Annotated in this window: 12 protein-coding genes; all 12 read right to left on the bottom strand. The window is 34.5% G+C overall.

The annotated features are described in order from the left end of the window. Genes ACHUE3_RS18030 through ACHUE3_RS18085 form a run of 12 tightly spaced genes read right to left on the bottom strand, consistent with a single transcriptional unit; the run spans window position 1 to window position 12,556 of the window. Window positions 1–1,092 carry a glycosyltransferase family 4 protein gene (locus ACHUE3_RS18030; RefSeq protein ID WP_394193704.1) on the bottom strand — a complete coding sequence of 364 codons (1,092 nt, stop codon included), beginning with the start codon at window positions 1,090–1,092 and terminating at the stop codon, window positions 1–3. Continuing rightward, window positions 1,070–2,209 (bottom strand): hypothetical protein, encoded by a 1,140-nt coding sequence (locus tag ACHUE3_RS18035; RefSeq protein ID WP_394193705.1) that lies wholly within the window; start codon window positions 2,207–2,209, stop codon window positions 1,070–1,072. Before ACHUE3_RS18035 ends, ACHUE3_RS18030 begins: the two co-directional genes overlap by 23 nt. Further along, window positions 2,206–3,042, bottom strand: coding sequence for a glycosyltransferase family 2 protein (locus ACHUE3_RS18040; protein WP_394193706.1), 837 nt, complete (start codon window positions 3,040–3,042; stop codon window positions 2,206–2,208). The genes ACHUE3_RS18035 and ACHUE3_RS18040 overlap by 4 nt, the downstream gene beginning before the upstream one ends. Further along, window positions 3,035–4,048 (bottom strand): hypothetical protein, encoded by a 1,014-nt coding sequence (locus ACHUE3_RS18045; protein WP_394193707.1) that lies wholly within the window; start codon window positions 4,046–4,048, stop codon window positions 3,035–3,037. Before ACHUE3_RS18045 ends, ACHUE3_RS18040 begins: the two co-directional genes overlap by 8 nt. After that, window positions 4,036–5,247 (bottom strand): hypothetical protein, encoded by a 1,212-nt coding sequence (locus ACHUE3_RS18050; RefSeq protein WP_394193708.1) that lies wholly within the window; start codon window positions 5,245–5,247, stop codon window positions 4,036–4,038. Before ACHUE3_RS18050 ends, ACHUE3_RS18045 begins: the two co-directional genes overlap by 13 nt. Continuing rightward, window positions 5,241–5,993 (bottom strand): hypothetical protein, encoded by a 753-nt coding sequence (locus tag ACHUE3_RS18055; RefSeq protein ID WP_394193709.1) that lies wholly within the window; start codon window positions 5,991–5,993, stop codon window positions 5,241–5,243. The genes ACHUE3_RS18050 and ACHUE3_RS18055 overlap by 7 nt, the downstream gene beginning before the upstream one ends. Continuing rightward, window positions 5,986–6,732 carry a glycosyltransferase family 2 protein gene (locus ACHUE3_RS18060; protein WP_394193710.1) on the bottom strand — a complete coding sequence of 249 codons (747 nt, stop codon included), beginning with the start codon at window positions 6,730–6,732 and terminating at the stop codon, window positions 5,986–5,988. The genes ACHUE3_RS18055 and ACHUE3_RS18060 overlap by 8 nt, the downstream gene beginning before the upstream one ends. Then, window positions 6,729–8,315 carry an aminoglycoside phosphotransferase family protein gene (locus ACHUE3_RS18065; RefSeq protein ID WP_394193711.1) on the bottom strand — a complete coding sequence of 529 codons (1,587 nt, stop codon included), beginning with the start codon at window positions 8,313–8,315 and terminating at the stop codon, window positions 6,729–6,731. The genes ACHUE3_RS18060 and ACHUE3_RS18065 overlap by 4 nt, the downstream gene beginning before the upstream one ends. Then, window positions 8,306–8,686: an HAD hydrolase family protein gene (locus ACHUE3_RS18070; protein ID WP_394193712.1), complete on the bottom strand. Its 381-nt coding sequence runs from the start codon at window positions 8,684–8,686 to the stop codon at window positions 8,306–8,308. The genes ACHUE3_RS18065 and ACHUE3_RS18070 overlap by 10 nt, the downstream gene beginning before the upstream one ends. 53 nt (window positions 8,687–8,739) lie before the next feature. Beyond that, complete coding sequence (locus ACHUE3_RS18075; protein WP_394193713.1) at window positions 8,740–10,980, bottom strand: polysaccharide biosynthesis tyrosine autokinase; 2,241 nt, start codon at window positions 10,978–10,980, stop codon at window positions 8,740–8,742. Between the two features lie 14 nt (window positions 10,981–10,994). Beyond that, window positions 10,995–11,429: a low molecular weight protein-tyrosine-phosphatase gene (locus ACHUE3_RS18080; protein ID WP_394193714.1), complete on the bottom strand. Its 435-nt coding sequence runs from the start codon at window positions 11,427–11,429 to the stop codon at window positions 10,995–10,997. An 8-nt stretch (window positions 11,430–11,437) separates the two neighbouring features. Beyond that, window positions 11,438–12,556: a polysaccharide export protein gene (locus tag ACHUE3_RS18085; protein WP_394193715.1), complete on the bottom strand. Its 1,119-nt coding sequence runs from the start codon at window positions 12,554–12,556 to the stop codon at window positions 11,438–11,440. Window positions 12,557–12,883 lie beyond the last annotated feature (327 nt).

A 12,883-nucleotide genomic window follows, 5' to 3' on the forward strand; every position in this document is an offset into this window, starting at 1 on the left:
CTACTTATTTAATAACAAATTTTTCCACGTGCTAACATTGATAAATTTTGAAGAGTACTCATAAATGTCTATTGACTCTTTTTGATAAATCATGGGGTTTCTCGCATAGAATTTAAGACTTTCAATACATGAGTCAACAGACTGAATAGATTTAACATTGTGTTCTAGCACATCCTTAACGTAGGGAAGATCAAAAGCAAGTGTAGGTAAACCAAACTTGGCAGCCTCGATTAAACCATTGCCAAAGGTTTCAGTTAAAGATGGAAATATACAGATATGGCTATGTAGATATTCATTCGCAAGATCTTTCTGTTCGACCTCACCGATATTAATTAAGATATCGCTTCGTATAATTTCCGTCATAATCTTTTGTGGCAAAGCATTAGTATCTACAGTAATCTTAATTTTAATATTTAAATCTAACTTTTCTATTTGCTTTGCCAGTTCAATTAAAAACAAATGATTTTTATGCGGATAATAGCGGCTAACATATAATAAATTCAGTTCATCAAATCGATTAAGCCTACTTGTTAAAATTTTTTCAAATTCACTACTCACAGGAAAAGATATTTTATCAGTGACAGGGTTAGGAATAAGAAGTACGTTATTTATGTTATATTTTAATTCCAACTGGCGTTTAAAATCTTGTGTCTGTGCAACATACTGGTTGTGTCTGAAAATATACGTTTGCGCCTTAAAGTATCCTCTTTTCAACATTTCAATAGTTCGAGGAAATAAGGGTAATTTTTTTAAAGCTGAATCATCAACCAAGTAAGGATGGTGTATTAAGATTCGCTTAGTTAAAGGAAATGGTATCATATTAAAATTACCAAAAGCTAATAATTCTTTGGACTTGTGTTTTATTGCAATATGAGGAATATAAAACAGTTCAATAAAAAACCTCACGGCCAAACGAAGAATTAAATTATCGTATGTCCTAAAAACTCGAATATGACTTGCCCTCCCCTCATTTTTCAGTCTTTCATTTACAATTATAAAAAATGGCTCATTTGGCTTAATGTTGCTTACTAATAATGAGGATATCATTAATGGCCCTGCACCCAGCTGATTATAAAGATAGATTATTTTCATTAGAGTTCCTTTGCAATTGGTATGCGATAATTAAAGGTAAAATATAAAAGCTAATATCACTATTCAACTGATAGAGCAATGATGCTATGAAGACGTAAAATATAATAAAGCTCACCCATTTTATATTTCTAAACTTTAAAACAAATAAAAAAGGTAGTATATAATAAAAATATAGGCCGAAAACACCACTCTCAAATAGAGTTGTTAAAGGGATGGTAAAACTATAGGTACCCCCAATATACTGATGGCTATTTCCAAAGCCCACACCATAAAAGAACTGAGGTAAGGGAAATTGAGAAATTGCTTCAAGCGTGTTTAAACGTAAAAATAGATGTCTGCCAATGGATTCATTCATATTTTCAGCACTTCGCCCCCCCACTCCACCTGGGGATGTTCCATCAAAAAATACTAAAAAAGCTATAAAAGAAATACATGAAATTATACCAAGAGTTAAAATGTTATTCCTTTTTATTACAAACCTTTTTTGGTTCATCATTTTATATAAGAAATAGAATAAAAATATTAAAGTCAACGGGATTAGAGAAGAATTACTTGCCGCCCCCATAAGAGGAATGAAAAGTAGTAGACAAATCTTAACGTTTTTCAGTGAAAAATTATAAAGGATCAATAAACCGGCAACAAAGCCAAGTTGATTAGGCGTACCAAAAGGGAGAATTAATCTATGGTATAAGTGAGCAAAAAACTCTTCATTTGTACCTGTATATTCAGCTATAACAACCCATGGTTGTTTATAAAAAGCAATAATAAGAAGGTTAATAAAAGCGCAACTAACAATAAATAGAGATAAGGCATGAAGAAAACCAGCGAAATCCAAATTACTTTTGTATAACATCCCAAAAAAAACAAAAAGCACTATCAAGTTACGAGTATGCAACAAAAAAGTACTGGTAAAGCGAATCTCATTTGATATATATAAATACGAGTAAAGAATTAAAAATATAGAAAAAAGAAAGGCATTTATAAAATAAAAGTAATTACTTTTGATCTTAAAACAGCAAACGACAATCAAGCCAACAAGCCCAACGGTTCTTACCGAAAAGCCCTGTAGCTCAAATAAACCAAAGTTTATCGCAATGAATAAGAATAGATGAATCACCTTCTAAACTCACCTGTAAATAGCAACTTGAAATGATAGTAGAACCTTAAAGCTCTAAAAAAACACGCAAGGGCTAACAAGCCCACTTTATCAAATGTTGTTTCGTTAGACTTCAATATTAATTTAAATTGAGTAACAGGCAGAATAAAGTTACTAAAAAAAAGTGGTAACTTTTTCTTTCTTTTAAAAAAACCACCATAAACTCTTTCATCCTTATTAATAATTTCTATAATTGACTTTCTAGCAGGATGATAGACAATTACTTCATCAGAGTAATGAATAGAATTTAACTTTGAGTAATTACCAGTCCACTCTATATCTCCCCCTGAAAAAGATTTCTCGTTAAATCCGGCTTGACACAACAACTCTTTTTTAATGATCAAATTAGAAGTCGTTGCTACTCTATTTTTTTTCATATTACAGAAGTTAAAAGCTATGACCTTTTCAAACAAAAAAGCCCATTTAGTAGAGTCACCTTTCGAAATTTTTGTCACACCTGCAATGACATCGACTTGATGCTTAACAAGGCTTGCATATATATTTTTAAACCAGTCGTCAGAAGGATCGCAATCCGAATCTGTAAATACCATATAATCACCTGAAGCATTTTGGACCCCGAAGTTTCTGGCACAATAAGATCCTGGAATTGCGCAATGCAATACTTTTAGTCTATTATCATCAATAGTTAAAAAAACTTCAGGACTATTATTATTATCAACAATAATGATCTCAAAAATTTTATCACTCCACTCTATCCGAAATAGCTTCTTAATCAGTCTAATAGTCCTATCGGTATCACGGTATGTAGGAATAATTATTGATATTTTAAACATCTAAAATCTCCAGCAAGGTAATATACTCGTAGTTTCTTATTTTTAATAAATTATCACTGGGATTTATTTCATGTGTTAATAACTTGGAAAAAGATACCTTATGCTGTTTAAGGTAGTCATTTTTAATTTTGTCTTGAAATAGCTTACCAAAGGTTATGTATGCTGGTGCTTGTGGGTTATAGCTAAGACCATATTTTGATTTCTTTAACACATCAAAATACTGGCTATTAATATCAAGCTTCAAAAGCTTTTTGAAATTATTGTTACTCCAGACATTTAAACTTTTATCAACTAGGTAGCATTCGGACAAAGCTAATAAATTAAAGGCATTATAAGCTACAGACTTCTCATTAAGTGAGTTTTTATATTTTAAAAAACGTATATATTGACGTAGGCCTTCTATGCTAGCGTCTGTTCTTAGTGGTGTTAGATGAAAAATGACGCCTTTATTAATTTTTATCCTAGGAATGAAGTTTTCTAAGAAGGATATAGAATTTTTACAACCAAGTTTTAATCCCTGAGTTGCAAACCAAAGCTGATGGTTAAAAGTTGGATCAAGAATATATTCACCTTTCTCTGGGAAAGACCAAACTCGATGCTGCTCATCAAAATGAAATTGAGAGTAAACTTTTTTTGCTGCATTTAGATATACGTCATCACCAAAGTTCTTATTCGCATGTATCAATCCTTCTAATAACCAAGCAGGTCCAATCAAACCATTAGACGAGTCTTTTCCCTCTTTATTCCTAAAGACAAGAACTGCAAAGTCATCAGTAATAATTTTTGCCAAAGAAAACAAACCCTTAGCTCTAGCTTCGTACTTGTTTTCTCCAGTACTTTGATATAAGTAGGAATTAATTTTCAATAAGTGTGATAAAACTCGTAATGGGGTTTCAGGGTCACTATATGGACCATTTTCTGTCTTTGGCCACTGTTCTACATTATCAGCTTGCAGATCAAGTGAAAGACTATCGAGAATCTTCTTAACGTTTTTTAGATTAAGCATAATATAAAGTATATTGTTTGTATTGTGATTGAAAGAATGAAAAGAAAGTATGATTCTCTTCTAATTTTTATAAAATATAAATAGTTAACTTGTACCAGGTTTATAAAGAAAGGTATAAAAAGATACTTAATTACATCTTCAAAATCATTGAATAGATAGCTTGCAAGTAACATGTACAACATTACGGCCATAAAGCTTAATATTGCTGAGATCAAATTTAATCTGGTTTCAGACTGATTAAGGTAAAATTGAGACGTATTTCCTATCATTAACATTATTGGAAAAGCTAGTAACAGGCCATCTAAGTACATAACTATTTCTGACCAATCATTTCCTATATACAAAATAAAATATGGTATTGTTAGCTTATATATGATCAATACTAGCAACGCAAACATGAACAAAACTTGCTGATATTTAATATACAGCCATGTAAGCTTTCCATCTTCAATTTCTTTCAAACTCAATAGTAAAGCAGGAGCAATAGAAAAAGAAAAAACAGATATAACAGCACGAACAAGCGCCATTGAACGCTCATATAAAGAAAATGCTATATTACCAAATAGTAAGGAGACAATTATCTTATCAAGGTTTTTTGAAAAAAAGTTGAAAATAAAAAAGAGCCCAAACTCTACTACAACTTTGTTCGCAATAGCTTGAAACTTAAGATTATCAATTTTCACAAATACCTTATAAAGTAATAACTGAAATACAAAATATGAAATATTTTTCAGAAGAATAGCAAACATTAATTGTTCTTTAAAAGCAACAAACAAGCAGAATGAAAGAGCTTCCGACACAGAAGTTACAATATTGTAACCCCTGTAATCAGCATTGACATTTAAAAAACAAATATATGGGACACACTTTCCCGCTAAATAATAACTAAATATCAGGGTAATTGAGCCAAGTAGCTTGTGCTCTATACTTAAATCTAAAACAAACAAAATTAAAGTGTTTAGAACAACTAAAAAAAATATCAACTTATTTTTGAATGAATCAACTTTATAATTAAGGTACAGTTGAATCGCTATTGTATCTATTACATTTCTTAAAAAAAGGAATACTATTGATAGACTTCCATAATAAAAATATTGTTCAGGGTCTAATAGCTTGAAAAGCGAAACAAGTATAACAAGGCTTGTTATAAAGTATAGTTGCTTATAAACGAGTGAAGAAAACACCCTTTTTACTAACATATTATTTTCGCTTTCACCTTTAATAAAATCGAATAAAAAATTGATTTAGTCCAGTTTGTTGGTCCCATGTTTTTTATATCAGTTTTTTCGATACCATATACTTTATTTATACCAAATGGAATTTCATTATATTCCTTTTTTTTAGATTTTAAATTAATTGCTTCAGAAAAGATAATGTGTACACTGTTAAGGATTTTAGAGCTCAACAGATTATTGGACTTCAAATAATTATACGTTAAGATATACTCGGGGCTACAAGGGTATAATGAATCATCAAAGACTGCAGGCAACATATTATAGTCAGTACTGTTGATCATCATTTCGATTTTAGATTTCTTACCAAAGTACAGCCAGTCGCAAAAATGATATTGCCACTTTGGTTTTAGCCAAAACTTCTTTGTAGTCACATCAAGTACGTTAAGCTTATTATAGTCAAGATTATTCAAAAGAAGTTCTAACGAAAACTTAATGTCACTCCTAACTATTAGAACATTATCTGTTGATGACTCACTTAAAGAGTTTTTTATACCTGTTAAGAACCGATTAATGTTCAGAGGTTTCTTATAATCGCCAACATTTTGTCCAGGATCAATATGAGTTAAAACTCTTAATTTTTCTTTTTTTAAAGTTATAACATTATTGCAGTCACTATAAATAACTTTATCTATAACATTAAAATCCATGTCATTGTAAAATTCTTCAAGAGTATCGTTATCAATAGGCCCCTGTATTATAACATCAAACATTTTCTAGGCCTTGCTCTTGACTAACTAAGAACTGGGTGTACTCATCTGGCGTTCCACAAAATACAACATCAGTTCTATCAATAAGATTATAGTGTATATTTTTACCCTTTTTTATTAGGTAATTATATAATGGAGCGATGTAAAGCTCTCCTTTTTCCCAATCTGTAGTTGGTTTAGTAAGGTAATTATTATAACTTTCAAAATAATCAATACATGATTTAAAGTAATAAAGTCCAGTGCAACAATAATCTGATATAGGTTTTTTTTCTGTTGTAAGATCTATCTTTGTCGATATGTTTTCTATAGGGCGTACGAAAGACCAATTATCCCCTTCCCCAATAAACACCTCCAAATAACCATCCCCTAAACTTTCTAGTTTAGGATAAATGAAGTTAGGCCTAAAAGTATCTATATTAAAAATAGTAATAGGTGTTGATGAGTTATTATATTCTTGCAAACCTTTTGCAACTGTCTCAGCTTGCCCGCGTGTTTCATGGGATAAAACCACTACCTTATATTTCTTTATACCTAAAAAACCTACTCGTTCTTTTATAAATTCAACTGTATTATCAATATCACGAACAATAAATAAAAAAAGCTCTTTCTCAAAATAATGCCTAAAACTTACGACAGCATAATCGAATAATGGTAGCCCTGCAGCTTGAAGCATGTATTTGGGTTTTGTATAACCCGCATTAAAAAATCGAGAGCTAAGTCCAGCCATTGGTATAACTATCATTTTAACAACCCCTTCAAAATTCCGTATAGTCGGAAAACATTAGCAAAAAGTGCATTTTGTCTAGCTTTATCATCTGAATGTAAAGGTAGCATAGATAAAAACAATTGAATTTGCATTGCAATTAAGTTCACCTCTGACAGGCCAAACTCCTGCTCTATGAGTTTTACATACTTTCTTTGTAGATTATATTGTTCATCATCAGTATCTATTTTCAAAAATATGTTTTGACCTTCTAACCCTACTTTATAATAACCAGCAATTATATAGTCGTATAAACCTAGAATTGAGTGACTTAATTTGGCAATATCATACCTGACATCCCCATATATAGTTTTTTCTCCGCATAAATTCATTCCTCGCGGATCAATAACTTTTATTCTATTAGTCCGAAAGTCATATAAGATATTACTAAAACAGAAATCTCCGTGCATAATTGTCATTGGCTCTGCTACTGCCGAGTTAGGCAAGTACTTCTCACTATGAGTAATTATTTCATTTATAGAAGCCCTATAAGATTTATTGAAAGACCATATACTATCCTTGCTGATACCTTCTAAATCACAATACTCAGATATACGAGCTGCTGTTTTATGACCAAAAAGCTGCATTAACGAGCTTCCAGAGCATCCTTCCTTAATCTGTTCCGCTTTACAAATATTTAGAAAGCTAATGCATTTTCGGAGTATCCTCTCCCAAACGTGCTCTGGTAAACTACTAAATACAAGCAATTCATTTAATGCGGTCTGATATAGGTATTCTAGCTTATATGAACTTTGACCTTCTTTTTCTTCACTGCCTAGATATTGTGGTGTAAAAAGAGCCAATGAACTTGGAACTTGAGCAAACCAATTTGCCTCAGCTTCTATTTTATCATTTTTAATACTCTTCTTTTCAATCCAATCTTGAGTTATTTTAAGTTCATTGAATGCACGCTGCGTTGTAAAACTAGCTTTAGACCTATAGTAAGTATTAACATGCCCAAAATCTAACCAACCACTCATTTGTATTGGCTGAATACCTATTTTTTTATTGTAAATACTGAATCCAGCATACATGTTCCACTTTGCTTTCGTAATACATCTTATTAGCTCTCGAGGAGAGCTAATTTTGAAGTATCCATTGACAACAGAATCAAACTCACCTGATTTACTTTTCTCTCTAATCCAATCTAAATTTTCATTAAAAGATGAAGCCCAATTATAATGCCCTTCAGCTTCAGACAACCCAATAATGTTCTCTCCTACCGGAAGTTGAAGAAACAACGTATCGCCAAATAAAATATGTAACGGAGAATCAAAAGAATGGCTTGACAGATTGAGTGATGCAATTAATGACTCCCCTAAACTAAGGCCTGAAGGGATATTTAAAACTGATACATCTTTAGACTTTAGCCATTCCTTGTCGGTATAAGAAATGTTAAAACTGTCGGGAACAGATATATAAATTTTAGAGTTTTTAGGGGCCAGTTTTACCTGATGCTGAAATAGCCTTCGATTTCCTAATGGCAAAAAGCTTGGTGGTATTCTACCAAATTCAGATTGAAGTTCATGATCAACATATGCAGCTGACATGATTAAGAACATTGCTTTTCCTTATCTAACAAAGTGTAAATTTCATCTATTGACATGCTATTGAACTCAGATGGTCTTATAGCCCTATCATCTATATAAAATCCCTCAAAGCCGCACCAAGGCTTACCGATCAGGACCTCATCATAAGGTACATCGTGTTGATTCAACCAATCTAAAATTGTTGGAAGAGTATTTATATTAATCTCTCCGAGATTCCCCTTATAAGTGCGCATATTCCTTGCTGTAGATATTACTATTTGAAAACCCGCGTCCTTATACTCTTTTAAACGCTCTATTAAATGAGTATTTGGCAAAACATTTTTGTAATCCGAAGTGTTTGCAAGTGTAATAGTCCCATCAAGATCTACAATTAATTTTTTCATTTACCTTCCCAAAAAACATTTAATTAATACTCTACTAAATAACACTCAACCACTTAATTTTTTGACTTGTATTCATAATTATAGTATCCGTAATAACCGTAAGCGTTACTGGCTTTTTTAACTACACCGTTAAATACTACGCCTTTTACATCCGTGCCATTTTGCTCAAAGCGGGCTCTTGTTAGCTCTATTTCTTTAATATGGTTTTGGCCAAAACGTGTAACAAGTAATGTAGTACCCGTATGGGCGCTGACAATTGCAGGGTCTGTTACTGCTAAAATAGGTGGCGTATCTATGATTACTAAGTCGTACTCGGCGCTTACCTCTTCCACAAGCTTGCTAAAGTTACTGTGCATTAACAGCTCTGAAGGATTTGGCGGTATTTGGCCGCGGGTAATTACGTTCAACCCTTCAACCTGAGTTGGTTTAGTCACTTGAGCAAGGTTTAAACGACCTGATAAGTAATCACTTAGGCCATCGTCCCACTTGATACCAAACTGAGTTTGCAAGTAGCCTTTACGCATATCGGCATCGATTATTAACACCTTTTTACCGCTTTGCGCGAGTACCGAGGCCAAGTTAACCGATATAAACGATTTACCAACACCTGGGCTTGGGCCTGATATAGCTATTAAGTTATTTTTCGCTTCCATCATCGCAAAATGCAGACTGGTACGTAAACTACGCAGTGCTTCTATTGATAAGTCAGCCGGGTTATCCAGTGCTAATATTGATTTTGGTTTATTTTTAGCTTTACGGGCTTTACTAAAGCCAGTGAGTTTATCTTGGTAATCTGAGTAAGGTACGCTGGCATATACAGGCAGGCCAATTGCCTCAATCTCGTTAGGGTTTTCAACCCCTTTATGCATGGCTTTTTGTATGAGTACTATTGCAATAGCCAGCATACCACCTAACATGGTTGCCATTACCACAGCCAGAGCTTTTTTAGGTTTAACTGGCTTTGAGGTATTCACTTCTGCATAGTCAATTATACGTACATTACCAACTGTACCGGCACGTACAATATCTAACTCTTGGGTTTTAGCAAGGAGCAGAGTATAAATTTCGTTACTTACTTCAACATCACGCTTTAAGCGCAGTAACTCTTGTTGCGTTTCTGGTAAGTTACCTACTTCGCCAACTAATACTTGCTTTTGTTTTTCAACCGCTTCAATTTGCTCAAGCACGCCTTGGTAAGTTGGGTGGCTTTCTTTAAATTTACGACTCATTTCAAGGCGTTTAAGTTCAAGCTCTTGTAGTTTTGTTTCAAGCTCAACAACTTGCTCAAGTACACCTTGAGTTTCAAGGGTAATATTGATTGATTGGCGCTTAATTTGGTACTCGTTAAATCGCTCTTCAGCGTATTCAAGCTGTTTTTTAATTTCAGGGAGTTGCACCTCTAAAAAATCGAGTGACTTTTTAGCTTCTGCGCTATTACGCTCAACATTGCGGCGCACATAAATACTAGCAACTTTATCCAGTACTTTTTTTGCGTAATGTGGCTGGGCACTTTGTAAACTAAGGTTAATAATACCAGAATCCTGCCCTTTTTCGCTAGCGCCGACAGCCGCTTGTAAATCTAAAATAGTATTTAAACGGTCTTTGCGAGTAATTATAAACTCAGTGCCAGCACGTGCATTGATACTGCGTACTGTTAAGTTAAACTCACCATTAGTGAGGTCTTGCCCTACTTTACCTGCTAATATTTGCTCACCATCACCGTTTAATAAAGCGATGCTATTATTTTCTTGTGCTACTAATGTGAAATCGATACCAATTGCAGATTTTGGTACATCAAACCTAAATACATTAATAGTTTCGCCACCCCATGCGTACGAGCTTGCACCAAAGCTTTGCTCAGCTAAATCGCCCTCGTTCATTGGCGTAAATTTACGGAATGCGCGGCCACCAATAAACGGATATAGTTTCGGCTCCACTGTAATATCTAGCTTTAGCGTATCAACGGCCTCACCTATGATTGAGCGTGATTTTAAAAGCTCAATCTCTGTCACTGCGGCAGAGGTGCTTTCAAACATACCTGCCATGTCATCAAACCCAGGGACTGAGCCGCCGTTTTCTTCAACCTGTATCATCGCGGTGGCTTGATATATAGGGGTTGATAACACCGCGTACACCACGCCTATAAACATAAACAAAGCGGTGAGTGCGATTATAAAAAATTTACGGTCAAGCAGTGCACCTAATAGTGCCATTAAGTCGATTTCTTGACTTGGAGTTTGTTCGTTTGTTCGGTTTTGCTTATTTGCTGCTATTGCAGTGGGCTGAGCATTCATGTACTAGCCTATCCTTATAAATACTTTTGCCAAGCGCTACACGCGCTATCGATTAAATCGTAAACGTGTTCAAACGCTTCTAAACTTTGCCTATATGGATCGGGTATTTCTTTATCGCCCAACCATTTACCGAGCAAAAATGTTTTTCCGCGTGCTTCTGGGTAGCGGCTACACAGGTCAGTTAAATGGCGTTGTTCCATCACTAAAATAACACTATTTTGCACGACGAGACTAGAATTAAGCTGACGACCTTGGTGTGCATCCATATTGATACCGTGCGGTGCAGCAATTTGCTTTGCTGTTGCATCGGCTGATTTACCTTCAAGTGCCGTTAAGCCTGCTGACGAGACAATTATATTTTTGCCTTCAAGCTTACTTTTAAGTACATACTCGGCAGTTGGGCTGCGGCAAATATTACCCGCACACACCACTAAAATTGAATCAAACATATAACCCCTTAGTTAGTCGCAGCTAAATCGTCGATTGAATCAACTGTTGCGATAGAGGGTAATAATAAGCTTATTACGCGGTTCCAACGAGCAAGTGGCGCAGAAGTTACATAAACAATATCATGCGGTTGTAATTCAAATTGCTCAGCTAGTACCAATGCAGCCACATTTTTTGCATGTAATTGGTAAACATCAGCAATAACACCATCACGTTCTAAATCACGCTTACGTAGTACAAACACCCCATTGGCATCTGCGGTATTTTCGTTAAGGCCACCAGAGTTTGCGAGTGCTTCAGCTAGGTTTAAGCCATAACGGTTAACTTCAACTGAACCGGCTTTCTTTACATCGCCTAACACAAATACATTTTGTAAGTCGTTGCGGTTTACATGCACTATATCGCCATGTTGTAACAAACGGTTTTGTGAAATGTCACCCTTGGCATAAAAATCATTTAGTTTTATTACTTCGGTTTTATTACCGCGGGTAAAAGTAACTGTACGCCAGTCAGCAGCTTCTGTTAAGCCACCAGCTTGGTTTAATGCATCTACTAAAGTAAGTGGTATTTCTGTTACAGGATAAACGCCTGGTTTAGTAACCTCGCCTGTTACATAGGCTTTTTGGCTTCTAAAACCGACTATTTTAACATCTATTTGTGGGTCTTCTATTACACGGCTTAAGCGCTTTACTAATTCACTGTGTAGTTGTTGAACTGTTTTTCCTGCTGCTTGAATATTTGGGGCATAGGCATAAGTAATTGTGCCATCGGCTTGTACACGAAAGCCGTCAAATTCAGCGGTACGTTGAACAGCTGCGGGAATTGTTAACTCAGGGTGGTCCCATACACCAATGGTAAGCACATCGCCTACACCTAGTTTGTATTGGTAATCGCTAGTATTTAAGCCATCGTAACTTGAACGCGGAGACGATTTGGTTTGAGCCTGCTTTTTTTGGTTTATTAAAGCTGAATCAATTATTTGAATGTTTACTCTTTCGAGGTCTTGTTCAAGATTTTTAGTTTGCTCTCCCGATTCGATTCCTTCGAAATGGCTACCGGGGATGATTGTACAACCTGTCATTGTGAGCAAAGTAAGTGATGCTACAAGTGTTTTACAGCTTAGCGCCATTGTTTATTCCCAAATATTATAAAATTCTAAAACTTTCAGCTTAGTTTTTTTGAAATTTGCTGTTATTTTTTGCGTGCCAATTAAAGCATGGCTTAGTTTACTGTGCAAGTACGCTTGCACAGTAAACGTGGAAGCGAGTAATTATTTTGTAAATTTATTTAAAAGCTTCGTGCTTCGAAGCTAATTAACATTATTAGATCTTTTTGCACAAAGAGAACACAATGAGAGTAAATGAGAAAACATAAATCATTTTATTTACATCCAACTCTTAAACGTGGCGTTCTCTGAGCCTCTTTATGAATAAATCACTTAAACCTTTCACGGTGG

This window comes from Pseudoalteromonas atlantica, assembly GCF_043641955.1.
Taxonomy (GTDB): domain Bacteria; phylum Pseudomonadota; class Gammaproteobacteria; order Enterobacterales; family Alteromonadaceae; genus Pseudoalteromonas; species Pseudoalteromonas atlantica_A.

Coding starts and splice junctions, on each gene's coding strand:
- ACHUE3_RS18080 (WP_394193714.1), bottom strand. CDS start 11,429: ATGTTTGATTCAATTTTAGTGGTGTGTGCGGGTAATATTTGCCGCAGC.
- ACHUE3_RS18050 (WP_394193708.1), bottom strand. CDS start 5,247: ATGTTAGTAAAAAGGGTGTTTTCTTCACTCGTTTATAAGCAACTATAC.
- ACHUE3_RS18030 (WP_394193704.1), bottom strand. CDS start 1,092: ATGAAAATAATCTATCTTTATAATCAGCTGGGTGCAGGGCCATTAATG.
- ACHUE3_RS18085 (WP_394193715.1), bottom strand. CDS start 12,556: ATGGCGCTAAGCTGTAAAACACTTGTAGCATCACTTACTTTGCTCACA.
- ACHUE3_RS18045 (WP_394193707.1), bottom strand. CDS start 4,048: ATGCTTAATCTAAAAAACGTTAAGAAGATTCTCGATAGTCTTTCACTT.
- ACHUE3_RS18075 (WP_394193713.1), bottom strand. CDS start 10,980: ATGAATGCTCAGCCCACTGCAATAGCAGCAAATAAGCAAAACCGAACA.
- ACHUE3_RS18070 (WP_394193712.1), bottom strand. CDS start 8,686: ATGAAAAAATTAATTGTAGATCTTGATGGGACTATTACACTTGCAAAC.
- ACHUE3_RS18055 (WP_394193709.1), bottom strand. CDS start 5,993: ATGTTTGATGTTATAATACAGGGGCCTATTGATAACGATACTCTTGAA.
- ACHUE3_RS18060 (WP_394193710.1), bottom strand. CDS start 6,732: ATGATAGTTATACCAATGGCTGGACTTAGCTCTCGATTTTTTAATGCG.
- ACHUE3_RS18065 (WP_394193711.1), bottom strand. CDS start 8,315: ATGTTCTTAATCATGTCAGCTGCATATGTTGATCATGAACTTCAATCT.
- ACHUE3_RS18040 (WP_394193706.1), bottom strand. CDS start 3,042: ATGTTTAAAATATCAATAATTATTCCTACATACCGTGATACCGATAGG.